Raw genomic sequence first — 26,585 nt, 5'->3', positions numbered from 1 at the left:
TTGATGTTGCCTAAAGACGCGCTGGTGCGCATGCGTGCCCAAGTGGCCCCAACAACCGACATCGAAATGGTCGATCTGGCGCAGTGCCACGGTCGCGTGTTGGCCGAAGATGTGGTGGCCGCCATCGATCTGCCGCCCTTTGCTAACTCCGCCATGGATGGTTACGCCATTCGCAGCGCCGAAGTGGCCGCGGGCACCACCATGACCATCGCCGGTAAAGCCTTTGCAGGGGTGCCATTCGAAGCCGAGTGCCCCGCGGGACAATGCGTGCGGATCATGACCGGGGCGTTGCTGCCGTCAGGCTTAGACACCATTGTGATGCAGGAGAACACCAGCAGCGATGGCGATCAGGTGACCTTTAACTTTGATTGTAAGCATGGCCAGTTTGTTCGTGGCCGTGGCAGCGAATTGGCGGCGGGCACTACGGTGCTCACCAAAGGCCAGCGGATCAGCCCCACTGAAATCGGCGTGCTGGCCACCGTTGGGGTGGCGCAAGTGAAGGTATACCGGCAATTAACCGTGGCGCTGTTCTCCACTGGCGATGAACTGAAAGCCCCGGGAGAGCCACTGCAAGCCGGCGAGATCTACGACTCCAACCGCCATGCCCTGCGCCACATGCTGGAGCAGATGCAGGTAAAGGTGATCGATCTGGGCGTGATCAGCGACGACATCGACAAAGTGCGTGCCGCCTTTGAGCAGGCCGATGCCTTGGCGGATGTGGTGGTAACTTCCGGCGGCGTTTCGGTGGGTGAAGCGGATTTCATCAAGATCATCTTGGATGAGATGGGTCAGGTTAATTTTTGGAAACTGGCGATCAAGCCGGGCAAACCGTTCGCCTTTGGCAGCTTACCGAACAGCTGGTTCTGTGGCTTGCCGGGCAATCCGGTGTCGTCGATGGTGACCTGCTACGAATTGGTGCAGCCGCTGCTGAGCCACTTAGGTGGGGAAGCGCAAAAAACGCCGCTGTTATTCAACGCCACCCTGACCACGGCGTTGAAAAAAGGCCCAGGCCGACAGGAGTATCAACGGGGGGTGTTAACCCAAGCCGCCGATGGCAGCTTGCAGGTGGCCGCCACGGGCGCCCAAAGCTCCGACATGACCACCTCGATGAGCCGCGCCAACTGCTTTATTGTGCTACCGAAAGAGAAGCAGGACCCACAAGCCGGTGAAACCGTCACCGTTGAGCCGTTCAGCGCCGTGTTGGGTGGCTTGTAATGGACGACATCCTTAGCGATCAGGAGCTGCTGCGCTACAACCGTCAAATTGTCATTCGCGCCTTTGACATCGACGGCCAAGAAGCGTTGAAACAGGCCCATGCGCTGATCATCGGCGCCGGTGGTTTAGGCTGCGCGGCGGCGCAATATTTGGTGACTGCCGGCATTGGCCAGATCACCTTGGTGGATTTTGACCACGTTGAGCTGTCGAACCTGCAGCGGCAGGTGCTGCACCGCGATGCGCGCATCAACATGAACAAAGCCGAATCCGCCGCCATCGAACTGCGCCAGCTCAATCCCCACGTGCGCATTGATGTGATTGATCGGCGTTTAGAGGAAGCCGAATTAGCGCAGCAGGTGGGCCGGCATCAGATCGTGCTCGACTGTACCGATAACGTCACCACCCGCGACCTGCTTAATCGCTGCTGCTTTGCCAGCAAAACGCCGCTGATCAGCGCCGCCGCCATTCGGATGGAAGGGTTGGTCACGGTGCTGGATTACGGCGACGACAAGCCTTGCTACCAGTGTTTCTCAGCCATGTTTGGCGATCAGCAGCTGTCTTGCGTGGAGTCGGGCATTCTCGCCCCAGTGGTGGGCATGGTTGGCTGTTTGCAAGCCACCGAAGCAGTGAAGCAGCTTAGTGGCATGGGCAAAACCCTGTCTGGGCGCATCTTGATGATCGACGCCATGACCATGGAGTTTCGCGAGATGAAATTGCCAAAGCGCCCCAATTGCCCGGTGTGCGGTTCGCAGGGGTAAATTGAGCCCGATACGGCGTTAGGCTACCTCAACGTGGCCCACCATCCATGCCGTCGGCAATCGGCCTTATCTCTGGCTCAATTTTCCGCCTGAGAAGGTGGTAGTAGTTGTAATTAAGTCGTGCCCCGCTAAGCAACGCCCGCTCTGTAGAGCGGGCGTTTGCGTTTCTGGCGCTTGGTGACGATCCGCGAACTATGCTTAAACCCGTTGCAACAATAACCACTTAGGAGTACTGCAATGGGGATTTTTTCTTGGATTATCTTGGGTTTGATCGCCGGCGCCTTGGCCAAATGGTTGATGCCCGGTAAAGACGATGGCGGCTGGTTTATGACCATGGTGCTGGGGATCGCCGGTGCCTTTGTCGGCGGTTGGCTGGGCTCCTTTGTTGGCCTTGGCAGCGTCAGCGGCATCAATCTTGGCAGCTTGATCACCGCCACGCTGGGCGCCTTTGTGCTGCTGTTTGTCTACAACCGCTTTGTGCGTTGATTGCCGCTAGTGCTAGTAGCGGCTGCAATTGTCGACGTTGTGCTGCTGATCGCAGCCTTCGCTGCAGCTGATTTGTTGGCTATGGCTCAGGCTAAAACAGCGATCAACGCAGGCTTCCCAGCGATGGCTGGTTTGCGCTAAGCACGCCTCAAAGGCGCTGTCATCGAAGGGATCGGCGCTCGGCTTGGGGCTGGGTTTGCGTTTGGGGGCAGCAGAATGGGTAAAGCGTTGATAATAATTTGGATCGGTATTCAATGCGGTGGTGCCGCCGCGCGCTTTAGGGGCATAGATGCCGTTGGTTCTGTTGCCCCCTAAGCGATGATCACTGCCATTATCAAACCCCCAATTATTGGCTTGGCAACGAACGCCTTTGGCTTGGCATTGGGCAACGGCGGCGTTGATCGCCGCTTGTTTGCTGGTGAAGCCGCAGGCAGCCCCCACCGATTGGCCGGGCGGTTTGCTGTCGGCGATGGCATACCATGCGCCCGCATTGGGGCACTGCACTATATACCAGCAATTAGCTTTTTGGCTGGACAAACAGGCAGGCTCAGTCACAAACCCATTCACTCTGAGGGTCTCGAGTGCCTTCGCCCGATTCGATCCCAGCCCGATTTGTAACTCGGTAAAACCGGTGATCTGCTTAGCGTGGATAATGACGGTTGCGGCAACCGGTGCAGCCGCCAATAGCCCTAAAAACACGCCGCTGAGAATGCGGATACGCATAACATCGCTTCCTGTGCAGGAAAGAGACATTGAGCGTAGCAAAGATCACCGCTGGCGCTGCGGCCACTGCGGTGGGATCGCTTGCCACTGGGCTAACAGCTGCGCCAATTGCGGCAGTTGGTAGTGCTCGCCAAGATGGGGCGCGGCGGTGAACTGATGCTGTTGGCCGCCGTGCTCAAAGCTCAGTTGATAGGCGTGCAGGTAGGTGCGATCCGCGGCTTGGCCACCATACAGGCTGTCGCCTAAAATCGGCGCGCCGATGGATTTTAGCGCCACTCGAATTTGGTGGGTTTTGCCTGACAGCGGCCGCAGCAAAAACGCCCGCAGCCCCGGCGTTACCGACGCGCTGATAAATTGGGTGATGGCGTAGTTGTCTTTCTCGCGGGTGAGCTTCCACTGGCTGCGCCGCGCCTTAGCCATGCCGCCTTCAATGGTGCCTTGTTTCTTCTTTGGCTTATCCTTCGACAGCGCCAAATAGCGTTTCTCGATGCGGTGCTCGGCAAACTGGGCACTGAGGTGAGCGGCGGCGGCACTGGAGCGCGCCAACAGCAATAAACCCGAGGTTGGGGTGTCGAGCCGATGCACGCTAAACAGCTTCTCGTTACGATCCGCTTCCACCTGCGCCACCACGCCGGCGCTGCCATCTTGGCTGTGGAAATGGACGCCGCAGGCTTTGTTGATGACGATGAAATCGGGCTGTTCGGCGACAAGTTGGTACATAGGCTCTCAATTGGGTTGGTTGAATAAGTTGCTGGAATGAGTAGGAAGAAAAAAGGCTCCCTAGTGGGAGCCCGATTATAGCGCTGCATCAACGGCAGCCGTTAACGTTCGTCGTCGTTAGCGTTGCCACTGCTCGGCGGCTTGAGCGTCGGCGTCTTTGGCGTCCACCCAAACGGTGCCGTTGTCGCTGGTCTCTTTCTTCCAGAACGGGGCGCGGGTTTTCAGAAAATCGATCAGGTATTCGCAGGCGGCAAAGGCGGCTTTGCGGTGGGCGCTGGAGACGCCAATAAAAACGATCTGATCGGTCAGCTGCAAATCGCCGACACGGTGGATGATGGTCACTTCATCCAGTGGCCAACGCTGGCGGGCTTCGGCTTCAATTTGGCCCAGCACCGCTTCGGTCATGCCTGGGTAGTGCTCTAGGGTCATGGCGCTGACGTTGCTGCTGTCACCAAAATCACGCACCTTGCCGACGAAGGTGACGACTGCGCCGCAGCCGGGATCGTGCGCTAAGCGGTCGTATTCGTTGGCAACACTGAAATCTTCCGTTTGAACCCGATTCATTCTAGCCTCCGGTAACCGGTGGGAAGAAGGCGATCTCGTCGCCGCTGTGCAGCGCCGTATCCCAACCCGACAGGGTTTGGTTTACCGCCACCAACACATTGGCGTCGCCCAAGGCCAGTTGCCACTTGGTGCCACGGCTCAGCAGTTGCTGCCGCAGCGCTTCGGCGGTAAGCCCTTCGCTGGCGGCAATCTCTAATTTATCGCAGCCGGTTACTTCGCGGATCTGGGCGAAAAATAGAACCTTAATCATCAGTTACACCTTGAAGTGGCCAGACTTGCCACCCTTTTTCTCAAGCAAACGCACGCCTTCAATCAGCATGTCTTTCTGCACCGCTTTGCACATGTCGTAGATGGTTAACGCGGCGGTTGTGGCGGCGGTTAACGCTTCCATCTCGACCCCAGTTTGGCCAGCCAATTTGCACAGGCTCTGAATGCGCACTTGGTTGTGCTCTGGTTCTGGGTACAGATCCACGGTCACCTTGGTCAGCATCAGCGGGTGGCACAGTGGGATCAGATCCGAGGTTTTTTTGGCGGCCATGATCCCAGCAATGCGCGCGGTGGCAAACACGTCGCCTTTGTGGTGCTCGCCGCTCATGATCATCGCTAAGGTGTCGGGCGCCATCTTGATGATCGCCTCGGCACGGGCTTCGCGTTCGGTGCTGCTTTTGGCGGTTACGTCCACCATGTGGGCTTCGCCGCTGTCGTTGATGTGAGTGAACTGGTTCATTTGTCGGTTGGCTTCAAGTGGGTAACGAAGTTGCACGGACGGTGAGTCGAATCCAGCTGCTCTTTGAGGATCTTGGTCCAACCGGTGCGACAGGCGCCGGTGGAGCCCGGCAGGCAGAAAATCGCGGTGCGGTTGGCCATGCCACCGATGGCGCGGGATTGCACGGTGCTGGTGCCCAGCTCCATAAAGGTGATGTGACGGAACAGCTCGCCAAAGCCTTCAATCTCTTTGTCGAACAGCGGCGCCACCGATTCTGGGGTGGAGTCGCGCTCGGTAAAGCCAGTGCCACCGGTTGAGATGATCACCTGCACGTGCTCGGACGCGATCCAGTCGGACATCACTGCGCGGATGGTGTACTTATCGTCTTTGATGATCTGACGCTCAACCACGTTGTGGCCTGCTTCGATCAGGTTATCCACCAGATATTGACCGGACTTGTCGTTTTCCAAGGTGCGGGTGTCAGACAGGGTCAAAACCGCCACGTTCAGTGGTACAAAGTTGGCTTGCGAAAGGTGTCCCATAATGGTGTCTCAGTCTCGTTATTGGTGGTTTAACCGCCGATGGAGGCCAGATGCGGAGTTGCCCCAGCGTCGCCATCGTGCAGATAGTGCGTTTCATGTTTGCCCAGCAGTGCCCGATGCAGGCGCTGCTCAAGCTCTGGAAGTTGATTGTCGCTGCCCAACAGATCCCGTAATTCGATGCCGGCTTCGGTAAACAGGCACAGGTGCAGTTTGCCGATAGAGGACACCCGTAAGCGGTTACAGGTTGCACAGAAATCCTTGGAGTAGGGCATGATTAAGCCGATGCGACCGGCGTAATCGCGGTGGCTGTAATTCAGTGCTGGGCCAGCGTCTTGATCGCTGGGATCCTGTTGCCAGCCTTGTTGCAGCAACTGCTGTTGGATCACCGTGCCGGGCAGGTGGTGCGCCTTGAAGTAATCGTGGTGCAAGCCGGTTTCCATCAACTCGATAAAGCGGATGTCCACTTTGCGATCGCGGATGTAGTTCAGAAACAGCGGCAGCTGATCGGCGTTGTGGCCGTTCAGCAGCACCGTGTTGATCTTCACTCGGCGGTAATCCAGCTCTAACGCCCGATCGATCCCCTTCATCACCAGATCAAAGCGGCTGTCGCCGGTGATCCGCGCAAAGGCGTTGCCATCAAGGCTGTCGACCGACACGTTGATCTGATCAAGGCCACAGCGCTGCCAGTCGGCGGCGTGTTCTGCCAAACGGTAGCCGTTGGTGGTGGTCGCAACGGTTTCGATTTTGGGGGTGTTTGCCGCCAATTCGAGGATCTGTTCAAAATCTTTGCGCAGGCTGGGCTCGCCACCGGTAATGCGAATTTTGCGGGTGCCACAGGCGGCAAAGGCGCGCATCACCCGTGACAATTCGTCCGGCGCGAGATGATGTGGCTTACCGCTGGGCTTATAGCCGTTGGGCAGACAATATTGGCACTTAAAGTTACAGGCGTCGGTAATGGATAAACGCAGGTAATGAAATCGGCGACCAAACCGATCTTGCAGTTGTTGCATGTGTCACCTTTCCAAATATCCGGGAGGCACAGCCGCTTTCGCGTCTGACCCTGGTGGCCCCAATGGCCACGGCTTATGTGCCTTATCAAGGAATGACTTAGGTCGCATAAGCTCGGTTCACAATAGAGGCAGTGTAAAGTATAGCCAGCGTTCATCACAATCCGCTTAGATCACACTTTCTCTGATGATGTGAGCGTTCCATAAGCAAAGCCGCAATTGCCATTGGCTGGCAGCATAGCCTCTGTGATCTTGGTCACTTTTTCAGTAAGCTCGGGTGATGACGAAGTGAGCAGTGGCCGTTGTGGTAACGGCGCAAGTGAGAGGTTGTTATGGAACGTGAGTCAATGGAATTTGACGTACTGGTGGTGGGTGCTGGCCCTGCCGGCCTAGCCAGTGCTATTCGCTTAAAGCAGCTTAATTCTGAGCTGAATGTGTGTGTGGTTGAGAAAGGCTCGGAAGTGGGCGCGCACATCTTATCGGGGGCGGTATTTGAAACCCGCGCCTTGGATGAGTTACTGCCCAACTGGCAAGAGTTAGATGCGCCATTAAAAACCGCAGTAAGCGGTGACGAAATCTACCTCCTTAAAGCCGGTGGCCAAACCAAACTCAACAACGCCTTTGTGCCGAAAACCATGCACAACGACGGCAACTACATCATCAGCTTGGGGAACTTGTGTCGCTGGCTGGCGGAACAAGCCGAAGGGTTGGGGGTCGAGATCTACCCGGGCTTTGCCGCAGCAGAATTGATCCAAGACGATGGCATCATTAAAGGGGTGATCACCGGCGACATGGGCGTGGGGCACGATGGCGAAGCCAAAGAGGGCCACATGCCCGGCATGGAACTGCGTGCCGGATACACCCTGTTTGCCGAGGGCTGTCGCGGCCACTTGGGCAAGCAGCTGATCGCCCAATTCGACTTGGATAAAGGCAAGTCGCCGCAGCATTACGGCTTGGGCATTAAAGAGGTGTGGCAAGCGCCCGAGGGCAAGCATCAACCGGGGCTGGTGATCCACACCGCCGGTTACCCGCTGACCGATCATGGTGCCAGTGGCGGCGGCTTCTTGTACCACGGCGATGATGGTCAGATCTTAGTGGGGCTGATCACCGATCTGAACTACGACAACCCGCACCTAAGCCCATTTGAAGAGTTTCAGCGCTTTAAAACCCACCCGCAGATCCGCCAATATCTGGAAGGCGGTGAACGCATCGCCTATGGTGCCCGTGCCATTGCCAAAGGTGGGCTTAACTCGTTGCCGACCATGCACTTTCCCGGTGGCCTGTTGATCGGGTGCGATGCCGGTACCTTGAACTTTGCCAAGATCAAAGGCAGCCACACCGCCATGAAAAGCGGCATGCTGGCGGCGGAAGTGGTGGCGGAATCGCTGCAGGGCAACGCCGCTGGCGGCTTGGATCTCACCAATTTTACCGATTACTTTAAGGCGTCGTGGTTGCATGACGAGCTGTACTGCAGCCGCAACTTCGGCCCCGCGCTGCACAAGTTTGGCACCATGGCCGGCGGGGCGTTTAACTACATTGAACAGAATTGGTTTGGCGGCAAATTGCCGGTGACCTTGCAAGACATGGGCTTTGATCATGACAGCCTGCAGCTCGCCGCTAACGCCGCCAAGATCAGCTACCCCAAGCCCGATGGCCAAGTCAGCTTTGATCGGTTGTCGTCGGTGTTTGTGTCGAACACCTTCCACGAGGAAGATCAGCCCTGTCATCTGCGCTTAACCGATAGCCAGATCCCCATCACCGTCAACTTGGCGCAGTTTGCTGAACCGGCCCAGCGTTACTGCCCTGCGGGGGTGTACGAGATCGTGGGGGCCCAAGAGCAGCAGCCGCAGTTGCAGATAAACTTTGCCAACTGCGTGCACTGTAAAACCTGCGACATTAAGGATCCCAGCCAGAACATCACTTGGGTGGTGCCAGAGGGCGGTAACGGCCCGAATTACCCCAACATGTAGTGGCTTAAGCCACTGACGGGGTTACCGCAAAAGAGCGCCTTAGGGCGCTCTTTTTGATCGGAACGGGCTGCGGCTGGCCCTGGTGCCGGCTAAGCCACTTTGATTTGATCCCGTCCCTCTACTTTGGCCTGCGCTAAGGTGCGTTTGGCGCGTTCCAGTAAGTGCTCGGCTTCTAAGCCTGGCTGCCACTGGCTTAGCCCTTGGGTTAGGGTGATTTTGCGGCTGATGGGCGAGCAGTGATGGCCGATGTTGGCCTGCTGCACTTGGGTTGAGATCTGCTGGGCAAGCCGTTCTGCACCTTTGCGATCGGTGGTGGGCAGTAACAGCGCAAAGGTGCCGCCTTGTAAGCGGGCGATCACGTCGGATTGGCGCTGGCTGGCGGCCTTGATCTGGCTGGCGACGGCGCGCAAACACAGATCCCCTTCGGCGTGCCCATAGTGATCGTTGTAGGCGCGGAAATAGTCGATGTCGAGAATGATCAAACTCAACGGGTTTTTACTGCGCTTGGCTTCCGACACACTTTGCTGCAAGCGTTGTTCGAAATAGCGCTTATTACGCAACTGGGTTAATCGATCCCGATTGCCGTTTCGCTGCTTTTGCCATTGCAGTCGCTGGTTTTGGCGCCGTTGCAGAGTGTTGAGGCGATGCAACAGCCCACTTTGGTAGCCAATCAAGGTGGCTACCAACAGCCACGCGGCGGCCCACAGCGGTTGCGGGTAAAACCACAGCCAAGACAACAACGACGGTAAAACCGTGAGTGCCAACATCAAGCGATTGCTGGCAAAGGCGGCAACCACCGGCAGCAACAGCAGCAGCGTCAGATTGGGGTGGGGTTGATGGGGCAGCGACAGCGCGATGGTGCCAGACACCATCGCGACACACAGCTGCGGGTGCTGCAGTACCGAGGCTTTGCCCAAACAAAATTGCGCCAACAGCGGCGCCATTACCGCCGCAAACAGCCACGGGGTTTGGCTGTTGCTGGCAAACGCCGCCAACCATTGCAGCCCTTGCACAGCAGCAACGGCGAGCAACAGCGCTGATTGCACCTTGTGCTGAAGTGATTGTTGCGATAACGCCATGTGCCCCATCCTTAGGTGCTGGCGTTAGTGCGGTTTAACGCCGTTGAAGATAGTGTTGCAGGGTTTCCGGTGGCAACGAGCTGTCGCCACTGACCGCAAACGCCGCCCATTGCGCCGCCTGCTGCATCGCTTCTGCTAAGGATAGACTCTGCAGCAGCGCATGGATCAAACCGCCTGCATAACAATCACCTGCGCCGGTACTGTCGATCACATTGGTGGCCACGGCGGGGCAGGATTGCTGGCCATCGGCGTGGTAGGCGATGGCGCCCTTGCTGCCTTGGGTTACGATGAAGGCGCGCAAGTTGTTACCGGCGATCTGTTGACCAAATTGCCACGGATCGTCCACCTGATGCTGAGCTAAATCGTCCACCGAGGTGATCAGGTAATCACAGGGGCGCTGCGCCAGATCCTTAGGCAGTTGCGCCACCACAAGGCAATCGGTGGCCATGGCCTGACGCATTAGGCTGGGCAGCCCTTCGGCAGACAGATTGACGTAGAGGGCGTTAAACGGAGTGGGATCGAAGTGTTGTGGCAGCAACAGCCGCGGCCGATTTGGGCGCAAAATGGTGCGCTCGCCGTTGGGCTCCATCAACAGCTGCAACGGTTGGGTGGCGCCCACATGGCGGTGTACCCAGTGGCAGTTAAAGCCCAGTTGCTGCGCTTGATCGATCAGCCAGTCGCCGCGTTGATCTTCCCCCACTTGGCTTAATAGGCTGATCTGATGCCCCGCCCACACTAAGCCTAAGCCGGTGTTGGCGGCACCACCGCCTAAGCGATAGCCCTGTTCTTCATAATGGATGCGAGCGCCGCTTTGCAACGGGCGGGAAAGGCGAAGGATTTGGTCGCAGTTGATGTTGGCGATGATCAGCGCGTGGGCCATGGTGGATCTCAGTTAACGTCGATAACCCCAATATTACGCCACTGTGACCGAAAAAAAACCGGCCTTCGCATGAAGGCCGGTTTTGTGGGCCGGCAATGGATTACATGTCTTCTTGTTTCAGTGGCTTACGCAGCTGAGCGCGCACGTTATCCATGCCGGTATAGAAGTTTTTCATCATCATCAGGCCGATCATTAGGCCGTTAGGGGTGGCTTGCAGCACATCGGGATTACTGGGATCGGTTTCGAAGCCGCCAATGCCGTGCATAAAGGCCATCTCTTTGGTTAGGGCGGTATAGACGTTGCTGCCGTACTTGTTTTTGAAGTACTGCTTGTCAAGACGACCGCCAAACACGCTCAGCAAGAAGCGGTACTGCAAGGTGGCGCTCTTGCTGTAGGTTTTGGTGGCTTCGACGCCCATCAGGCCGCTATTGATCTTCTCTTGATAACGGCGCAGCGAGAAGCTGTTTACGTACAGCTGATCGTGCAAGAACGAGAAACTGCCCGAGCCAAGCCCTAAGTAGTCGTCGCAGTTCACCACGTATTCGTCGAACGCTTCGCTGCTGCTTTTGCCGAACGACCACGAGGTCAGCTGTTCGTACTCGCCGCGCAATTCGTTCAGGATCAGCTCGTAGTCGCTGCGGATGTCTTGATTTTCGTTGGCCAACTGCGCCTTGGATACGCCTTTGCTTTGGGCGTGGCGCTTGGTCAGATCCGACACCATCAACGGGTAGGTGGTGATCTGGCGTGGGCCTAAGCGTTTCAAGGTAGCGATGTCGCTGGCCAGCACTTCAGGGGTTTGCCCTTCAAAGCCAAAGATCATGTCGCAGTTCAGAATGGGGAAGTTCTCTTTGGCGCGAGCCAGTTTTTCAAACACCACTTCCGGCTCGCCAAACTTCTTCAGGCGATCGGTCTTTTCTAAGATGCCGCGATCAAAGCTTTGCACCCCAACGGATAAGCGATCCACCAGCCCATGCAGCTGGGTGAACTCCATAGAGGTTAGGTGCAACGGATCCGATTCGCAGGAGACCTGCTTAATGGCAGGGAACAGGGTTTTGGCCAGTTCGATGGTGCGAGCCAGTTCATCCACCAGCACCGTGGTGGTGCCGCCGCCAACGTACAGTTCGTGGAAGTCGTAGCCAAGATCCTTGGCCATCTGCATCTCTTTGCGCAGCGCTTTGAAGTAGGCGCGGGCTTTCTCTTCCTTAAACAGGAAGCGGTGGAAGGTGCAGAAACTGCAAAGGGTGTGGCAAAACGGCACGTGGATATACAGGGTGTAGTTGTGGCCTGCCCGTGGCGCCGGAATGGCATCGCAAGCGCGAGTGTCCATGCACAGGTGCCGCTTGGTGTAGTGCTGCATCAGGTTTTCCATGCCACGCAGCATCCAATTTGGGGTGGTGATCTCGGCGGCATGATTAATGGCGGCGTTATTGATGGCGCGTTCGGCAATGGACATGGCGGGCTCTTATTCGTGCATGGGTTTAGTGCCGTGAGTCGTTGCCTTCTAAGGGCAATCATTGGCAGGGCAACATCAGCTTAAGAATTCCGGCCGGTGGCTGATAGGTGGACGTTGCGAGAATGTGACCATCGCCGAGGGTGGATCGACAAAAATGCGAGGCTGTCGGCATCACGGCATTGTTATCGAAGGTTTTTGTTCATGGTTGTGATCATTCCATGAGTTTGTTGCGTAACCGTACATTAGGCGCATAAAAAAGAGCCGCACTGCGGCTCTTAGCAGGTTTTGGGGCAAAAGTTAGAGGCTGGAGGCCTTAGCGGCAGTCACAAAAAAGCCCCAACCGAGGTTGGGGCTTGAATCGACCATTAAGGGATGAGCTTACTGATCTTTGTACTTTAAGGTGCCGTTGGCTTTGATCTCGTCGTACCACAGATCGTGGTGCTGCTTGGCCCAGTTTTCGTCACAGTAGCCGGAGATCATGTTCTCCATGCCGCCTTCAGACATCACCGTTGCCATGAAGATGTGCACCACCGCGAAGGCGGTGATCACGATCGCCATGATGCCGTGTACCGCCATTGCCATCAGGCTGAGGGTACGGCTTGGCTCAACCAGATCCGGGAACAGCAACACAACGCCGGTGGCGCAGATCACCGCGCCACCTAGGGCGAAGGTCCAGAACCACAGCTTTTCACCGGCGTTAGCAAAGCCCGCGTGCGGGTGCTTGCCTTTGAATGGGCCGAAGTTGATGTAACCACCCACCGCTAAGAACCACGCTAAATCGCACTTCTCTGGCAGCTGATGTTTAGCCCACAGTGTGCTCATTAGCGCCCAACCGGCGATGAATGGCAGCGCCATGTAATCGTGGATCGGTTTGGCCAGTGCCGCCATCGAGGCGAATGCCGCTTGCCCCAGCAAGGGTTCAATAATGAACTTGCCAGACAACAGCGTCAGACCGGTGATGATCAGCAGCAGACAAGGGATGGCGCCTAACCAGTGGCAGAACAAGTCGAACTTGCTCCAACGCGCCACCAGCTTGCCCGAGAAGCCATCGGACAGCTTGGAGATGCCGTTGACGGCGATAAACACCACAAACACGCCAATCATGCCGAACAGAGCGGCAAACATGGCGTAGCTGAGGTAGTTATTGCGTACTTCCAACAGGCGTGGATCGTAGCTGTTGATCGCTTGCTCGGCAAAAGGGGCGGTACCGGTGGTCCGACCCTCTGCGCCTTGCTTCAGTGCTTCCCATACGATCTCTGCTTGGTTGCCTGCTTGCGCTGGGGTCGACACATCGTCGGCCATGGCGAAGCCAGACAGCAGCAAAGCGGCAAGCATCAGCAGTGGCTTAACCAGTTTAAATGTCATGGTATTGCTCCATTAGAGCGGGCTCACCTAGGGTGAGCCCGGAATAGCATCAATGAGCCTTACTTAGACCAACCGGCGTTCTTGTGGCCACGGCCAACAACACGCTCGCGGTAGATGTCAGACACCATGCCTGCATCACCGGCCAGCAGTGCTTTGGTAGAACACAATTCGGCACACATTGGCAGTTTGCCTTCCGCCAGACGGTTAGCACCGTATTGGGCTTTCTCTTCAGCAGAGCCCGCTTCGGTGTTCGGGCCACCGGCACAGAAGGTGCACTTGTCCATCTTGCCTTTAGAGCCAAACGCAGACTGTTTCGGGAACTGCGGCGCGCCAAATGGGCAGGCGTACAAGCAGTAACCACAACCGATGCAACGGGACTTATCGTGCTGAACGATGCCGTCTTCGGTTTTGCTGAATACGTTGGCCGGACACACCTGCATACAAGGCGCATCGCTGCAGTGCATGCACGCCACAGAGATGGACGCTTCGCCTGGTTGACCGTCGTTGATGGTGACAACGCGACGACGCTGAATGCCCCACTCCAGTGCGGAGTCGTTTTCGTTCTTACAAGCGGTAACACAGCCGTTGCACTCGATGCAGCGCTTGGTGTCACACATAAATTTCATGGTAGCCATTGGGCTTATCTCCTAGTGAACCTTACGCTTTTACGATCTGACACAGAGACGATTTGGTCTCTTGCATCTGCGTGATCGGGTCGTAACCGTAGGTCAGAGCGGTGTTAGCGGATTCGCCAACAATGTACGGCTTGGTGCTGATGCCGCCAGACTCTGGGTAATCCAGATCGGCGCCGTGCATCACACCGGCGAAGTGGTAAGGCATCCAAGTTACGCCTGGCTTAACCCGTGGGGTAACCATCGCTTTCACTTTGATGCGGCCGCCTTCAGCGCCGGTCAGCCATACGGTGTCGCCATCTTGCAAGGCGCGATCAGCGGCATCGGCAGGGTTGATCTCAACGAACATCTCCTGCTGCAGCTCGGCCAACCACGGGTTAGAACGAGATTCTTCACCGCCACCTTCGTACTCAACCAGACGACCAGAGGTCAGCGCCAGTGGGTACTTCTTATCCAAGTCGTCGGCAATCACCTTGTCTTGAATCGACTTGTACAGGGTCGGCAGACGATGTACTTGCATGTCGTTGTAGGTTGGGTACTTGGCGATCAAGTCACGACGTGGGGTGTACAGCGGCTCGCGGTGTACTGGCATTGGATCTGGGAAGGTCCACACCTTACAACGGGCTTTGGCGTTACCGTAAGGCACACAACCGTGCTTCATTGCCACGCGGTGGATACCGCCAGACAAATCGGTCTTCCAGTTTTTGCCATCGGCTTCGGCTTTTTCTGCTTCGGTCAGCTCGTCCCACCAGCCCAGTTGCTTCAGCATGGCGGCGGTGAATTCTGGGTGACCATCACCCAACTCGTTGCCCACTGGCGCAGAGCCTTCAGCCAGCAGGTTTTCACCGTTGCGTTCCACCCCGAAACGAGCGCGGAAGTTACCGCCACCTTGCAGTACGTGTTCGCTGGTGTTGTACAGGATGTGAGTGCCTGGGTGCTTCTGCTCTGGGGTACCCCAACAAGGCCAAGGCAGACCGTAGGTCTCACCCTTAGCTGGGCCGCCCGGGGCTTGCAGGTTGTCGATGTTAAAGGTGCCCCAGTTGTCCGTGTGCATCTTGATGCGCTCTGGACCCTGACCGGACATACCGATGGTCCACATGCCGCGGTTAATTTCGCGGGTAACGTCTTCGACGTTAGGCATGTTGCCTTCAACTTTAATGCGCTTGGTGAACTGCTCGGCAAAGCCCAGCTTCTTGGCCAGCAGGTACATGATCTCCATGTCGTTCTTAGATTCGAACAGCGGCTCAATCACTTGATGACGCCACTGAGCAGAACGACCAGAGTTAGTTACCGAACCTTTGGCTTCAAACTGAGTACAGGCTGGCAGCAGGTAAACGCCGTCTTTACGACGGTGCATTACGCCGGCCATGGTTGGGTAAGGATCAACCACCACGACGGTGTCCATCTTATCCAACGCATCACGGACGTCGCGCTGACGGGTTTCGGTGTTTACTGACTGACCCCAGAAGAACGCCATGCGCACGTTGTCGCGCTGACCCAATTTGGTTTTGTCTTCCAGTACGCCATCGTGCCAACGAGAACATGGCAGACCCGGGGTGGTTTGCGGCTTCTTACCCAGGTATTCACCTTGGTCGAAACGGCCATCAACCCAGCTCTTGTCCAGATCCCAGACGTGGCTCCAGTGCTTCCACGCACCGGTAGACAGGCCGTAGTAACCTGGCAGGGTATCGAACAGCAGGCCCAAATCGGTGGCGCCCTGTACGTTATCGTGGCCACGGAAGATGTTGGTACCGCCGCCCACTTTGCCCATGTTGCCCAGCGCCAGCTGCAGCAAACAGTAAGCACGGGTGTTGGCGTTACCCACGGTGTGCTGAGTACCACCCATACACCAAACCACAGAACCCGGACGGTTATCCGCCATCAGCTTAGCGGCTTGGAAAATCACTTCTTCTTCAACGCCACACACCTGTGCCGCTTCAGCCAGAGGCCACTTAGCGGCTTCTTTGGCGATGTCTTCCATGCCCCAAACGCGTTGGTCGATGAAGGTTTGATCTTGCCAGTTGTTTTCAAAGATCACGTTCAACATGCCGTAAATAAACGGAATGTCGGTGCCTGGGCGAATGCCTGCGTGCAGATCGCTGTGCGCTGCGGTGCGAGAGAAACGCGGGTCAACCACGATGATCTTGGCGTTGTTGCGCTCTTTGGCCGTCAGGATGTGCTGCATGGCCACCGGGTGCGCTTCGGCTGGGTTAGAGCCGATAAAGAAGATCGCGTTGGCGTGACGGATGTCGTTAAACGAGTTGGTCATCGCGCCGTAACCCCAGGTGTTGGCTACGCCAGCAACGGTGGTGGAGTGACAGATCCGCGCGGAGTGATCGACGTTGTTGGTGCCCCACATGGCCGCAAATTTGCGGTACATGTAACAGCCTTCGTTGGAGAACTTAGCTGAGCCCATGAAGTACAAGGCGTCTGGGCCTGACTCTTCACGGATTTTCAGCATCTGATCGCCCACTTCGCTAATGGCTTGCTCCCAAGAGAGCTTCTTCCATTTGCCGCCTTCCAGCTTCATTGGGTATTTAACGCGTTTGGTTGAGTGGCCATGCTCTCGTAGCGCGGCACCTTTTGCACAGTGTCCGCCACGGTTGAAGGGATGGTCGAAGGCCGGCTCTTGTCCAGTCCAAACACCGTTTTGGACTTCAGCGTAAACACCACAACCCACAGCACAGGCGCTACAGATGGTGCGTTTTACTTCGATAGGGGCGTTCGCGTCTACGGTGGTAGAGGCGTTGGCTTTTTTGATCATGCCGGTGCCCAGCATCGAAGCAGCAGCGATGCCGCCCGTGGTTACACCTGCATTTTTCAGAAACTGACGACGGTTTAAGCCTAAACCGGTTGCGGTGGCAGCGGTCGTCTTACGAGTTAATTTCATCGCGTGATTACTCCGTTATTGGCCGCGTAGGGTCGCGTAGTAGCGACGTACGTGGTCGGTTTCGCGGTAGTTTGCGGATTGGTCAGCGGCGCTAGGCGCGGCGACTTTCGCTTGGGCTGGTGCCGCAGCGACGGCAGTGGCGGCGATCGGTGCGCTGACCAGCAGCTTCAACAGATCGCGACGATCACGCGCAGGGGAATTGGATTTCATCGTATCTCCTTGGGGATACCCGAGTTCGAACGTTCAGTTATGCAAAAATGTGCATAAATAAACTGCTGATTAACCATCCAGAAATGGAGGGATTACCCGCATTGTCCACGGCCATAGGGGATGAAAAGTGATCTAGATCGGTTTTTGTTGGGGTAGGGCGGTAAAGAAACGCCAAACTTGATCTGGATCAAGTTGCGGGGTGAATTGGTGGTGGTGCTGCAATGGAGCCGTGGTGGCTTTGTTGGTAAATCGTTATTTTGACGCGGGTTATTTAGTCCACTTTGCGACTATTTGGGGCTATTTGCGGTTTTTTGCCACTGCTTCTGTTGCCCTAAGGGAGTGATTGGAGGTTTTGGCTTATCGGTTCAATCAGTTGCCCTAATCGATGGAAACGATGCCTGATGGTTTGGGTCATTTTGTCCAAATGTGACCGCAAGCTGAGATTTGCCGCTGCTGTGGCCAAGCAAACAAAAGCAGCGGCAGGGATTTGTGATCTTAACGCAGCACTGCAATGAGCAGTGACTGCATCCTGCGTTTGGGCAGGTTAATTGAATGGTTATGCATCCATGTCGAGCTCTTTGAGTTTGCGGGTTAAGGTGTTGCGACCCCAGCCCAGCAGCTTGGCGGCGTCTTGCTTGTGGCCGCCACTGTGGCGTAGGGCCACGGTGAGCATGGTGCGTTCAAAGGCGGGCAGCGCCTGCTTGAGCACATTGGAGTCGCCATTGGCCAACGTTGATTCAAGCCAGCTGGCCAGTTCGTCGGTCCACGGCAAAGGCGCGTTGCCATGGGGACTGGCACTGGGGCTGGCGGAGGTAACCTCAATGTCCGGTGGCAAATCTTGCGGCAAGATCTCCTGCCCCGACGCCATCACCGTCATCCAACGACAGGCGTTCTCCAACTGACGGACGTTGCCGGGCCAGCTAAAGCACTGCAACACCTGCATGGCGTCGTTACTTATCCGCTTGGGCTCGCCGCCCAGCTCTTTGGCGGCGCTGCGTAAGAAGTGCAGCGCCAGCGCCGGAATGTCTTCGCTGCGTTCACACAGTGGCGGCAGCTGCACGCGGATGACGTTAAGGCGATGGAACAGATCCTCACGAAACTGCCCCTGTTTGACCCGGCTTTCCAGATCTTGGTGGGTAGCGGCGACGATGCGTACATCCACCTTGACCGGCGCGTGGCCGCCAACCCGATAAAACTGGCCATCGGCCAACACCCGCAACAACCGAGTTTGCACGTCCAGCGGCATGTCGCCGATCTCATCTAAGAATAGAGTGCCGCCATTGGCTTGCTCGAAGCGGCCGGTGCGCTGGCCACCGGCGCCGGTAAAGGCGCCTTTTTCATGGCCAAACAGTTCGGATTCGATCAGATCTTTGGGGATGGCGGCCATGTTCAGCGCCACAAACGGGTGCGCCGCCCGCGGGCTGTGTTTGTGCAGAGCGCTGGCGACCAACTCTTTACCGGTGCCGGATTGGCCGTTGATCAACACGCTGATGGAGGAGCGCGCTAAGCGGCCGATGGCGCGAAACACCTCTTGCATCGCGGGCGCTTCACCGATGATCTCGGGCAATGGCGCTTGTTTAACGCGCTTGGCGGGCTGGCGCGCCAAGCTGTGCTCTAGGGCGCGGCGGATCAGCGTCAGGGCTTCATCAATATCAAACGGTTTAGGCAGGTATTCAAAGGCCCCGGCTTGGTAGGCGCCTACGGCACTGTCTAAGTCGGAGTGGGCGGTCATGATGATCACCGGCAGTTCCGGTTGGGTTTGCTTGATCCGCTGCAGCAGCGTTAAGCCATCGGTGCCGGGCATGCGGATGTCCGAGATGATCGCCTGGGGTTGGGCGCTCAGCAGCGCCTCGCTTAAGGAATCGGCAGAGGCGAAACTGGCGCTGCTGATCTCGGCGCGTTTTAAGGCGCGCTCGAGCACCCAGCGAATGGAGCTGTCGTCGTCGAGGATCCAAACTTGTTCGCTCACAGGCTCTCCTTAAATCGCAGCGGCAGATAGAGGGTAAATTCGGTGTGGCCGGGCCAGCTATCAACGTCGATCCGACCTTGATGCTGGCTGACGATGTTCTGGGCGATGGACAGCCCCAGCCCGCTGCCGTCGGCTTTGTCGGTCACCATCGGGTAGAACAGGGTGTCGCGGATCTCGCGGGCGATGCCGGGGCCGCTGTCGCGAATCGACAGCGCTACCACTTGGCGGTGGCGAGTGCCAGCGATGGTCATGGCACCGTGGCTGCGGCTGCGTAACCGCAGCGTGCCCTGTTGTTGCATCGCTTGGCAGCCGTTACGCATGATGTTCAGCAGGGCTTGTTCCAGCTGGGCGGGATCCATCAAAAAATCGGGGATGGAGGGATCGTAATCGCGCTCAATCTCGATCTGGCCGTGGCTTTCGAGTTGGCACAATTGGCTGCTGGATTCTAACAGGCGGTGCACGTTGCCCAGCTGCCACTGCCCCGGATACTGCGGCCCCAGCAGCCGATCGACCAAATTACGCAGCCGATCCGCTTGCTCAATGATGATCTGGGTGAACTCGGTCAGTTCGTTGTCTTGCAGCTCCATCTGCAACAGCTGCGCTGCGCCACGCAGGCCGCCCAGTGGGTTTTTGATCTCGTGGGCCAGGCCGCGCACCAGCAGTTGCGCCGCATGGTGTTGGGCGTACTGCTGCAGCTCTTCGCTGATCCGTTGCTGCTGATCAATGGCACGGGCTTCAATCAAGATCTGCTGTTGCGGCAGCGGACTGATGCTGAGATCGATGGTGTGGTGTTGACCGTCGTGGGTGGCCAATGCCAGCGCGTACAAGGTTTGCAGCTGATTGCTGCCTAAGGCGCTGTTGAGGGTGTGGGCATCAACCGACAGATGCTGATAAAGCTCGCTTAAGGTGCAGCCACGCATGCGCCGCTGCCCCAAGCCAAACAGCTGTTCGGCGGCGCTGTTGGCGTAGGCCACTTGGCGACTGGGATCGAGCATCAATACCGCGGTGGCAAGATGATCGACGATGGGCGCAGAGAGTTCCATGCTGGTGTCCTTACAACGGGCTGACGCAGCCCAATCATTGCGTTAGTGCACCACCATAGACATTGCACCAGTTTGGTGCAATGACCGATCCGGTTGGATCTACTGAATGGAGCCGCTAGGCTGCGGCCCAGTAGGAAACAGCTGCGAATGGCGATGCAAAAAAACCGTCCTGCTCGGACTGGATGCAAGGACTTTGCCGTTTTTGTCGATCACCTGCGCTTGCAGCTGATGTTCGCCGCGATCGAGGTTATCCAAGGCGAAACTGCCGCCACTGCCAAGGGTGCGTACCGGCTTACCGTCCAGCAGCAGTTGCACCTTGTGCTGGCGGGCGAGCTCGGGCTCTAGGGCAATGGTCAGCGCTAACTGGCCACTGTTATTGCGTACGGTGGCGTTATCACTGGGGGCGCTGAAATCGATCTGGTAGGGCTGGCGGATGGGATCTTGCCGCGGTGGGGCTGGTGGATGGTTGCGGGCGGGAAGACTGACGGTGCTGGACTCTTTCGGCACCACGGCTTCGGCTCCGCTGACCGGTTTGTCGGAGTAATGCACCTTGCCATTGGCATCAACCCATTTGTAGATCTCGGCGCTGGCGGGTAGGGCCAACAGTAGAAGTAGCAACAGTGGCCGCATGGCAGGCTCCAATCAAAGATGAACCTTCAGTGTAGTGGTTTTAATGGTCAAAAAAAACCCACTCAATTAGGAGTGGGTTTTCCAAAGTTGCTCTTATGTTTTTGTTTTTATTAAGGGTACAGAGCGTTTCGTTAACTCAGTTGGCGCCTTTAGACGCTGTAGTACATTTCGAACTCTACCGGGTGAGTGGTCATGTTCAACCGCTCGATTTCAGCGTTTTTCAGCTCGATGTAGGAATCGATAAAGTCGTTGGAGAAGACGCCACCGGCCAGTAAGAATTCGCGGTCAGCATCCAAACAATCCAGTGCCTGCTCTAAGCTGGCGGCCACGGTTGGGATCTCGGCGGCTTCTTCGGCAGGCAAGTCGTACAAGTCTTTGTCCATCGCTTCGCCCGGGTGGATCTTGTTCTGAATGCCGTCAAGGCCGGCCATCAGCATGGCCGAGAACGCCAAGTATGGGTTGGCGGTTGGATCAGGGAAGCGCACTTCAATGCGGCGACCCTTAGGGTTTGGTACCACTGGGATGCGGATAGAAGCAGAGCGGTTACGGGCTGAGTAAGCCAGCATCACTGGGGCTTCGAAGCCAGGAACCAAGCGCTTGTAAGAGTTGGTTGAGGCGTTAGCGAAGGCGTTGATGGCGCGGGCGTGCTTGATGATGCCACCGATGTAGTGCAGTGCCATTTCAGACAGGCCGCCGTACTTATCGCCAGCAAACAGGTTAACGCCGTCTTTGCTTAGGCTCTGGTGACAGTGCATGCCGCTGCCGTTATCGCCAACCACGGGCTTAGGCATAAAGGTGGCGGACTTACCGTAAACGTGGGCAACGTTGTGGATCACGTACTTCATCACCTGAATTTCATCGGCCTTTTCAACAATGCTGTTGAACTGACAAGCGATTTCGTTCTGGCCGGCGGTGGCCACTTCGTGGTGGTGGGCTTCAACCACCTGACCCATCTCTTCCAATACCAAGCACATGGCCGAGCGGATGTCTTGGGCGGAATCGACAGGGGATACTGGGAAGTAACCGCCTTTCACGCCTGGGCGGTGGCCTTTGTTGCCGCCTTCGTAATGCTTGTCGCTGTTCCAAGCGGCTTCTTCTGCGTCGATGGAGTACATCGAACCGGACATGTCGGTTTTGTACTTCACGTCGTCAAACAGGAAGAACTCTGGCTCTGGGCCGAAGAAGACGTCGTCGGCGATGCCGGTAGACTGCATGAAGGCTTTGGCGCGCTTGGCGATGGAGCGCGGATCGCGGTCGTAGCCTTCCATGGTGGCGGGCTCGATGATGTCACAACGCACGTTTAACGTGGCTTCGTCGGTGAATGGGCACAGTACCGCGGTGGTGGCATCGGGCATCAGGATCATGTCGGACTCGTTGATCCCTTTCCAACCTTGGATAGAGGAGCCATCGAACATTTTGCCTTCTTCAAAAAAGTCAGCGTCAATCTGATTGGTCGGGATAGAGACGTGTTGCTCTTTACCCTTGGTATCGGTAAAGCGCAGATCAACAAACTTTACTTCGTTTTCTTCAATGAGTTGCAGTACGTTTTCGACAGACATCCTGTGTGCCTCCAATGGCATAATTCGTTAGGCAAACCAACTTGTTGGCCAGCATAAAGCGATAACCGTGCCAACAAGTTAAGTTATTGATATCGCATTGTTTGTCTTTTGGTGGAGGCGTCATAGCAGGGGTGGTTGCACTTGAATGGGGCATTCAACGGGGCGATTGCACCAAGATGGTGCGATAACTGGACCGTACAACGACTCATCCTATGAGCTCAACGTGACCAAAGACCGAGCATTCCTACTCGCGCCGCCAGTGTAGCACTGTGACTGATTAAACAATAATCGCGAATTGACGGTAAATTGTCGCAGTTTGGCCGCCATTCCAGTACACTTGCCGCCCAAAATAGCCAGCCACTTAAATCCCTTATCTTAAATTCAGTCTTTTGACTGCGATAGGGGAGGGTAAGTAGTGGCTGATTCTGTTGCCCCGCGAAGGGGTTGTCTTGTCGCGATAGCCTAAACTAGGCATGCGAATCCGTTCCCCTTTGCCCGGAGAGAGCACTTTGAGCATCCAAAATCTACGTAACGTGGCGATCATCGCCCACGTTGACCACGGTAAAACGACCTTGGTTGATAAACTGTTGGCCCAGTCTGGCACCCTCGACGATCGCGTTGATCTTGACGAACGTGTAATGGACTCCAACGATATTGAAAAAGAGCGTGGCATTACCATTCTGGCGAAAAACACCGCCATCAAATGGAATGACTACCGCATCAACATCGTTGACACCCCGGGACACGCCGACTTCGGTGGTGAAGTAGAGCGCGTACTGTCCATGGTTGACTCGGTTCTGTTGCTGGTTGATGCCCAAGAAGGCCCGATGCCACAAACCCGCTTCGTTACCCAAAAGGCATTTGCTCAGGGTCTGAAGCCAATCGTGGTAATCAACAAGATTGATAAGCCTGGTGCTCGTCCTGATTGGGTGATGGATCAAGTATTCGACCTGTTCGACAACTTGGGTGCCACCGACGAACAGCTGGACTTCAAAGTGGTTTACGCTTCTGCCCTGAACGGTTGGGCGTCGAATGTTGAAGGCGAAACCGCTGAAGACATGACCTCTTTGTTCCAAACCATCGTTGATGAAGTAGAAGCACCAGCGGGCGATCCAGAGGGTTCTTTCCAGATGCAGGTTTCGCAGCTGGACTACAACTCTTACGTTGGCGTTATCGGTGTTGGCCGTGTGTCTCGCGGTAAAGTGAAGGTTGGCCAACAGGTAACCATCGAATGTGCTGCAGGCCACACCCGTAACGGTAAAGTGGGTCAGGTACTGGGTTACATGGGTCTGGAGCGTCACGACGTACCAGAAGCAGAAGCGGGCGACATCATCGCCATCTCTGGTTTGGGCGAACTGAAGATCTCCGACACCATCTGTTGCCCACACGAAGTGGAAGCGTTGCCTGCTCTGTCTGTTGACGAGCCAACCGTAACCATGACCTTCCAGGTAAACACCTCACCGTTCTGTGGCCAAGAAGGCAAGTTCGTTACTTCCCGTAACATCCTTGAGCGTCTGCACAAAGAGCTGGTGCACAACGTGGCATTGCGCGTTGAAGAAACCGACAACCCAGATAAGTTTAAAGTGTCTGGCCGTGGTGAACTGCACCTGGGCATCCTGATTGAAAACATGCGTCGTGAAGGCTTCGAGCTGGCGGTATCCCGCCCAGAAGTGATCATGCGCGAAATCGACGGTGAAATCCAAGAACCGTACGAGACCGTAACCATCGATGTGGAAGAGCAGCATCAGGGTTCGATCATGGAGAAAATGGGTCTGCGTAAAGCCGAGCTGACCGACATGGCACCTGATGGTAAAGGCCGTATCCGTATGGACTTCATCATGCCTTCTCGTGGCCTGATTGGTTTCCAGACTGAGTTCATGACCCTGACCTCTGGTTCTGGTCTGATCTACCACACGTTCCTGCAGTACGGCCCGCACAAGGGTGGCGAAATTGGCCAACGTAGCAACGGTGTACTGATCGCGAATGCGACCGGTAAAGCACTGACCAACGCCATCTTCAACCTGCAAGAGCGCGGTCGTATGATGGTTGGTCACGGTACCGAAGTGTACGAAGGCATGGTTATCGGTATTCACTCTCGTGATAACGATCTGACCGTTAACGCCCTGAAGGGTAAGCAGCTGACCAACGTTCGTGCCTCTGGTACTGATGAAGCGCAGACGCTGACCCCAGCACTGAAGATGACCCTGGAACAAGCACTGGAATTCATCGATAACGATGAGCTGGTGGAAGTAACCCCAGAGAACATCCGCATTCGTAAGAAGTTGCTGACTGAAAACGAGCGTAAGCGCGATAACCGTCTAGCTAAGAAGTAATCACTGCTGACGGCTTATCTAAAAGGCACCTTCGGGTGCCTTTTTTGTTGCTCTGGGATGAAGAAAATTATCGGTAACGGCCAAATTCTGCGATTCGGATTTGTTATAATTGCCGCGTATTGACTCGTTCAATGCCATTAACAAGCTGTCTCAAGGAGCACCTTTGCGGTGCAAGAGAGTGTCCACCCCATGGATTGGGCCAGCCAGTCGGACAAACCTCCTTGCTTGTTACTGAGATCCCTATGCAACATTACCTCGCTGACGCTGTCGGCATGTGCGGCACTTTATTGGTTGTGGGGGCGTTTTTGCTCTTGCAGCTGGAACGTATTGACCCGAAACAACTGCCTTATAACCTACTGAACCTTACTGGCGCGGTGTTACTGCTGATCAGTCTGTGCATCAACTTTAATCTGGCCAGCTTCGTGATTGAGCTGTTTTGGATTGGTGCTTCCCTTGTTGGGTTATATCGCTACCGTTTCCGCACTACCGAATCGCTGGCTTGATATCAGCATACAAAAACGCGCCGAAGGGCGCGTTTTTTAGATCATGGGAACACCCCACACCTCACCCTCACACGCAAGACGCTACTCTAGGTGTTGGCAGCAGCGGGTTTGTACTTGCTTGAGGGCAGTGCTGTCGAAACGCGTGATTGGCCTTGGCGGGGCGAAATAAACACGGGCAGCCAATGGTTGCCCGTGTTGTTGTGGCTCGATGGGTAAACCGAAGCGCCGCCGCTGAGTTATTTGCGCTTCAGCTTTAAGGTGTTGCCGCCGCTTTTTGGCTTGGGTTTGCTGTTGCCTTTTGGGCTGCTGCCTTTAGGCGCGTTCGGGTTTACGTAAACCTTAGGGGCGCTGGGCTTGCTGCGGCCGCTGGCTGGGCGCTGGCCTTGGGGCTTATCCAACACACCGCGGCCTTCGCCTTGGCCGCTTGGGCGCCGAGGGTGACCAGAACGCTGCTCGGCTTGAGGCTTGATCCGGCGTGGTGCGGCGTAATCGGCTTTCGGCTGGGCAGTGCCCACCGCGGTTTTACTGGAGCCCGCCACAGCGTTATTGATGTCGGCCATCTCTTGTTCGGTCAGGTTGCGCCATGCGCCTGGCTTTAAGCCATCGATGCCGACGTTCATGATGCGGGTGCGCTTTAGTTTCACCACTTCATAATCCAAGTGTTCGCACATGCGGCGAATCTGGCGGTTAAGCCCTTGGGTTAAGATGATCTTAAACACAAAGCGGCTAACCACTTCACAGCGGCATGGCTTCGTTACGGTACCAAGGATCGGCACGCCGCGGCTCATGCGCTCTAAAAAGCGTTCGCTGACCGGCTTATCTACGGTCACCACGTACTCTTTGTCGTGGGCGTTTTCGGCACGCAAAATCTTGTTCACGATGTCGCCGTCAGAAGTTAAAAAGATCAGCCCTTCTGATGGCTTATCCAAACGGCCAATGGGGAAGATCCGCTGCTTGTGGCCGATGGCGTCAATGATGTTGCCGTAGACGTCGCGCTCGGTGGTACAGGTGATCCCAATCGGCTTGTTGTACGCAATGTAAACCCGATCGGCCTTGTTGCTGGCGCTGGCTTTAATGGTGCGGCCATCCACGGCAACGCGATCCCCAGGGCCCACCTTAGTGCCCAGCTCGGGGATCTGACCATTGATGGTAACTCGGCTCTGTTCAATCAGTTTGTCCGCTTCACGGCGGGAGCAAAAGCCGGATTCGCTGATAAATTTATTGAGGCGTTTTTCCATGGTCATCACTTCTTGGCTGGAGGTTGCAGGGCGCATTAGGCGGCGCAGTGTAGCGAGAAACCCCACTAAGTACACTTACTAAGTAATAAGGCGCCCTTAGGCGCCTTGGT

The 26,585-nt window shown here is 56.2% G+C and carries 25 protein-coding genes and 1 riboswitch; of the genes, 6 read left to right on the top strand and 19 right to left on the bottom strand.

The window, feature by feature from the left end:
* The first annotated feature begins 3 nt into the window (after positions 1–3).
* From moeA to Q0796_RS05080, 3 genes are all read left to right on the top strand, one after another.
* Positions 4–1,215 carry a molybdopterin molybdotransferase MoeA gene (moeA, locus tag Q0796_RS05090; RefSeq protein ID WP_298440876.1) on the top strand — a complete coding sequence of 404 codons (1,212 nt, stop codon included), beginning with the start codon at positions 4–6 and terminating at the stop codon, positions 1,213–1,215.
* Positions 1,215–1,973: a molybdopterin-synthase adenylyltransferase MoeB gene (moeB, locus tag Q0796_RS05085; protein WP_298440798.1), complete on the top strand. Its 759-nt coding sequence runs from the start codon at positions 1,215–1,217 to the stop codon at positions 1,971–1,973. Before moeA ends, moeB begins: the two co-directional genes overlap by 1 nt.
* Before the next feature lie 237 nt (positions 1,974–2,210).
* On the top strand, positions 2,211–2,459 hold the full coding sequence (locus Q0796_RS05080) for a GlsB/YeaQ/YmgE family stress response membrane protein (protein WP_298440797.1): 249 nt from the start codon (positions 2,211–2,213) through the stop codon (positions 2,457–2,459).
* Positions 2,460–2,471: 12 nt separating this feature from the next.
* On the opposite strand, the gene Q0796_RS05075 is transcribed toward Q0796_RS05080, so the two are convergent.
* The 7 genes from Q0796_RS05075 to moaA form a co-directional block, all read right to left on the bottom strand.
* Positions 2,472–3,182 carry a hypothetical protein gene (locus Q0796_RS05075; protein WP_298440796.1) on the bottom strand — a complete coding sequence of 237 codons (711 nt, stop codon included), beginning with the start codon at positions 3,180–3,182 and terminating at the stop codon, positions 2,472–2,474.
* A 45-nt stretch (positions 3,183–3,227) separates the two neighbouring features.
* Positions 3,228–3,902, bottom strand: coding sequence for a TIGR01621 family pseudouridine synthase (locus Q0796_RS05070; RefSeq protein ID WP_298440794.1), 675 nt, complete (start codon positions 3,900–3,902; stop codon positions 3,228–3,230).
* 117 nt (positions 3,903–4,019) lie between these two features.
* Positions 4,020–4,466 carry a molybdopterin synthase catalytic subunit MoaE gene (gene moaE, locus Q0796_RS05065; protein ID WP_298440792.1) on the bottom strand — a complete coding sequence of 149 codons (447 nt, stop codon included), beginning with the start codon at positions 4,464–4,466 and terminating at the stop codon, positions 4,020–4,022.
* 1 nt (position 4,467) lies between these two features.
* Positions 4,468–4,716, bottom strand: coding sequence for a molybdopterin synthase sulfur carrier subunit (moaD, locus tag Q0796_RS05060; protein ID WP_298440791.1), 249 nt, complete (start codon positions 4,714–4,716; stop codon positions 4,468–4,470).
* 3 nt (positions 4,717–4,719) lie between these two features.
* A complete protein-coding gene (gene moaC / locus Q0796_RS05055) occupies positions 4,720–5,193 on the bottom strand; it encodes a cyclic pyranopterin monophosphate synthase MoaC (RefSeq protein WP_298440790.1) in 474 nt (157 codons plus the stop codon).
* Complete coding sequence (gene moaB / locus Q0796_RS05050) at positions 5,190–5,714, bottom strand: molybdenum cofactor biosynthesis protein B (RefSeq protein WP_298440789.1); 525 nt, start codon at positions 5,712–5,714, stop codon at positions 5,190–5,192. Before moaB ends, moaC begins: the two co-directional genes overlap by 4 nt.
* A 29-nt stretch (positions 5,715–5,743) precedes the next feature.
* Positions 5,744–6,724 (bottom strand): GTP 3',8-cyclase MoaA, encoded by a 981-nt coding sequence (moaA, locus tag Q0796_RS05045; RefSeq protein ID WP_298440787.1) that lies wholly within the window; start codon positions 6,722–6,724, stop codon positions 5,744–5,746.
* Positions 6,712–6,854, bottom strand: a riboswitch (molybdenum cofactor riboswitch). It overlaps the preceding gene by 13 nt.
* A gap of 199 nt (positions 6,855–7,053) precedes the next feature.
* Here moaA and Q0796_RS05040 point away from each other — a divergent pair.
* Positions 7,054–8,691 carry an electron transfer flavoprotein-ubiquinone oxidoreductase gene (locus Q0796_RS05040; RefSeq protein WP_298440785.1) on the top strand — a complete coding sequence of 546 codons (1,638 nt, stop codon included), beginning with the start codon at positions 7,054–7,056 and terminating at the stop codon, positions 8,689–8,691.
* Positions 8,692–8,780: 89 nt separating this feature from the next.
* On the opposite strand, the gene Q0796_RS05035 is transcribed toward Q0796_RS05040, so the two are convergent.
* From Q0796_RS05035 to glnA, 11 genes are all read right to left on the bottom strand, one after another.
* On the bottom strand, positions 8,781–9,770 hold the full coding sequence (locus Q0796_RS05035; protein ID WP_298440783.1) for a GGDEF domain-containing protein: 990 nt from the start codon (positions 9,768–9,770) through the stop codon (positions 8,781–8,783).
* 34 nt (positions 9,771–9,804) lie between these two features.
* Positions 9,805–10,650, bottom strand: a complete 846-nt coding sequence (locus Q0796_RS05030) for a PfkB family carbohydrate kinase (RefSeq protein ID WP_298440781.1) — start codon at positions 10,648–10,650, stop codon at positions 9,805–9,807.
* Between the two features lie 100 nt (positions 10,651–10,750).
* Complete coding sequence (locus tag Q0796_RS05025) at positions 10,751–12,103, bottom strand: coproporphyrinogen III oxidase family protein (protein ID WP_298440779.1); 1,353 nt, start codon at positions 12,101–12,103, stop codon at positions 10,751–10,753.
* 378 nt (positions 12,104–12,481) lie between these two features.
* The gene (locus Q0796_RS05020) at positions 12,482–13,405 is read right to left on the bottom strand and encodes a formate dehydrogenase subunit gamma (protein ID WP_298440875.1); all 924 of its coding nucleotides are present in this window, start codon (positions 13,403–13,405) and stop codon (positions 12,482–12,484) included.
* A 122-nt stretch (positions 13,406–13,527) separates the two neighbouring features.
* Positions 13,528–14,103, bottom strand: a complete 576-nt coding sequence (gene fdh3B / locus Q0796_RS05015; RefSeq protein WP_298440778.1) for a formate dehydrogenase FDH3 subunit beta — start codon at positions 14,101–14,103, stop codon at positions 13,528–13,530.
* Between the two features lie 22 nt (positions 14,104–14,125).
* Positions 14,126–16,990 (bottom strand): formate dehydrogenase subunit alpha, encoded by a 2,865-nt coding sequence (locus Q0796_RS05010; protein WP_298440776.1) that lies wholly within the window; start codon positions 16,988–16,990, stop codon positions 14,126–14,128.
* Between the two features lie 15 nt (positions 16,991–17,005).
* Entirely contained in the window at positions 17,006–17,200 is a 195-nt protein-coding gene (locus Q0796_RS05005; protein ID WP_298440774.1) for a formate dehydrogenase, read from the bottom strand.
* A gap of 556 nt (positions 17,201–17,756) precedes the next feature.
* Positions 17,757–19,169, bottom strand: a complete 1,413-nt coding sequence (gene glnG / locus Q0796_RS05000; protein ID WP_298440773.1) for a nitrogen regulation protein NR(I) — start codon at positions 19,167–19,169, stop codon at positions 17,757–17,759.
* Entirely contained in the window at positions 19,166–20,212 is a 1,047-nt protein-coding gene (gene glnL, locus Q0796_RS04995) for a nitrogen regulation protein NR(II) (RefSeq protein WP_298440772.1), read from the bottom strand. Before glnL ends, glnG begins: the two co-directional genes overlap by 4 nt.
* Before the next feature lie 99 nt (positions 20,213–20,311).
* Positions 20,312–20,842, bottom strand: a complete 531-nt coding sequence (locus Q0796_RS04990; RefSeq protein WP_298440770.1) for a DUF4124 domain-containing protein — start codon at positions 20,840–20,842, stop codon at positions 20,312–20,314.
* Between the two features lie 149 nt (positions 20,843–20,991).
* The gene (gene glnA, locus Q0796_RS04985; RefSeq protein ID WP_298440768.1) at positions 20,992–22,401 is read right to left on the bottom strand and encodes a glutamate--ammonia ligase; all 1,410 of its coding nucleotides are present in this window, start codon (positions 22,399–22,401) and stop codon (positions 20,992–20,994) included.
* A gap of 473 nt (positions 22,402–22,874) precedes the next feature.
* Here glnA and typA point away from each other — a divergent pair, with 473 nt between their 5' ends.
* Positions 22,875–24,734, top strand: a complete 1,860-nt coding sequence (typA, locus tag Q0796_RS04980; RefSeq protein WP_298440766.1) for a translational GTPase TypA — start codon at positions 22,875–22,877, stop codon at positions 24,732–24,734.
* A 242-nt stretch (positions 24,735–24,976) separates the two neighbouring features.
* Positions 24,977–25,237, top strand: coding sequence for a hypothetical protein (locus Q0796_RS04975; RefSeq protein ID WP_298440764.1), 261 nt, complete (start codon positions 24,977–24,979; stop codon positions 25,235–25,237).
* 236 nt (positions 25,238–25,473) lie between these two features.
* On the opposite strand, the gene rluF is transcribed toward Q0796_RS04975, so the two are convergent.
* The gene (gene rluF / locus Q0796_RS04970; protein ID WP_298440873.1) at positions 25,474–26,481 is read right to left on the bottom strand and encodes a 23S rRNA pseudouridine(2604) synthase RluF; all 1,008 of its coding nucleotides are present in this window, start codon (positions 26,479–26,481) and stop codon (positions 25,474–25,476) included.
* Positions 26,482–26,585 lie beyond the last annotated feature (104 nt).

Source organism: uncultured Ferrimonas sp., assembly GCF_947489035.1.
In the GTDB taxonomy this organism is placed as follows: domain Bacteria; phylum Pseudomonadota; class Gammaproteobacteria; order Enterobacterales; family Shewanellaceae; genus Ferrimonas.
The sequence above is the reverse complement of the archived record's forward strand: the minus strand, read 5'-3'. Positions and strand labels throughout refer to the sequence as shown.

Excerpts from the sequence above, each read along its gene's own strand:
- moeA (WP_298440876.1), top strand. The coding sequence starts at position 4 with ATGTTGCCTAAAGACGCGCTGGTGCGCATGCGTGCCCAAGTGGCCCCA.
- moeB (WP_298440798.1), top strand. The coding sequence starts at position 1,215 with ATGGACGACATCCTTAGCGATCAGGAGCTGCTGCGCTACAACCGTCAA.
- Q0796_RS05080 (WP_298440797.1), top strand. The coding sequence starts at position 2,211 with ATGGGGATTTTTTCTTGGATTATCTTGGGTTTGATCGCCGGCGCCTTG.
- Q0796_RS05075 (WP_298440796.1), bottom strand. The coding sequence starts at position 3,182 with ATGCGTATCCGCATTCTCAGCGGCGTGTTTTTAGGGCTATTGGCGGCT.
- Q0796_RS05070 (WP_298440794.1), bottom strand. The coding sequence starts at position 3,902 with ATGTACCAACTTGTCGCCGAACAGCCCGATTTCATCGTCATCAACAAA.
- moaE (WP_298440792.1), bottom strand. The coding sequence starts at position 4,466 with ATGAATCGGGTTCAAACGGAAGATTTCAGTGTTGCCAACGAATACGAC.
- moaD (WP_298440791.1), bottom strand. The coding sequence starts at position 4,716 with ATGATTAAGGTTCTATTTTTCGCCCAGATCCGCGAAGTAACCGGCTGC.
- moaC (WP_298440790.1), bottom strand. The coding sequence starts at position 5,193 with ATGAACCAGTTCACTCACATCAACGACAGCGGCGAAGCCCACATGGTG.
- moaB (WP_298440789.1), bottom strand. The coding sequence starts at position 5,714 with ATGGGACACCTTTCGCAAGCCAACTTTGTACCACTGAACGTGGCGGTT.
- moaA (WP_298440787.1), bottom strand. The coding sequence starts at position 6,724 with ATGCAACAACTGCAAGATCGGTTTGGTCGCCGATTTCATTACCTGCGT.
- Q0796_RS05040 (WP_298440785.1), top strand. The coding sequence starts at position 7,054 with ATGGAACGTGAGTCAATGGAATTTGACGTACTGGTGGTGGGTGCTGGC.
- Q0796_RS05035 (WP_298440783.1), bottom strand. The coding sequence starts at position 9,770 with ATGGCGTTATCGCAACAATCACTTCAGCACAAGGTGCAATCAGCGCTG.
- Q0796_RS05030 (WP_298440781.1), bottom strand. The coding sequence starts at position 10,650 with ATGGCCCACGCGCTGATCATCGCCAACATCAACTGCGACCAAATCCTT.
- Q0796_RS05025 (WP_298440779.1), bottom strand. The coding sequence starts at position 12,103 with ATGTCCATTGCCGAACGCGCCATCAATAACGCCGCCATTAATCATGCC.
- Q0796_RS05020 (WP_298440875.1), bottom strand. The coding sequence starts at position 13,405 with ATGGCCGACGATGTGTCGACCCCAGCGCAAGCAGGCAACCAAGCAGAG.
- fdh3B (WP_298440778.1), bottom strand. The coding sequence starts at position 14,103 with ATGGCTACCATGAAATTTATGTGTGACACCAAGCGCTGCATCGAGTGC.
- Q0796_RS05010 (WP_298440776.1), bottom strand. The coding sequence starts at position 16,990 with ATGAAATTAACTCGTAAGACGACCGCTGCCACCGCAACCGGTTTAGGC.
- Q0796_RS05005 (WP_298440774.1), bottom strand. The coding sequence starts at position 17,200 with ATGAAATCCAATTCCCCTGCGCGTGATCGTCGCGATCTGTTGAAGCTG.
- glnL (WP_298440772.1), bottom strand. The coding sequence starts at position 20,212 with ATGGAACTCTCTGCGCCCATCGTCGATCATCTTGCCACCGCGGTATTG.
- Q0796_RS04990 (WP_298440770.1), bottom strand. The coding sequence starts at position 20,842 with ATGCGGCCACTGTTGCTACTTCTACTGTTGGCCCTACCCGCCAGCGCC.
- glnA (WP_298440768.1), bottom strand. The coding sequence starts at position 22,401 with ATGTCTGTCGAAAACGTACTGCAACTCATTGAAGAAAACGAAGTAAAG.
- typA (WP_298440766.1), top strand. The coding sequence starts at position 22,875 with ATGCGAATCCGTTCCCCTTTGCCCGGAGAGAGCACTTTGAGCATCCAA.
- Q0796_RS04975 (WP_298440764.1), top strand. The coding sequence starts at position 24,977 with ATGCAACATTACCTCGCTGACGCTGTCGGCATGTGCGGCACTTTATTG.
- rluF (WP_298440873.1), bottom strand. The coding sequence starts at position 26,481 with ATGACCATGGAAAAACGCCTCAATAAATTTATCAGCGAATCCGGCTTT.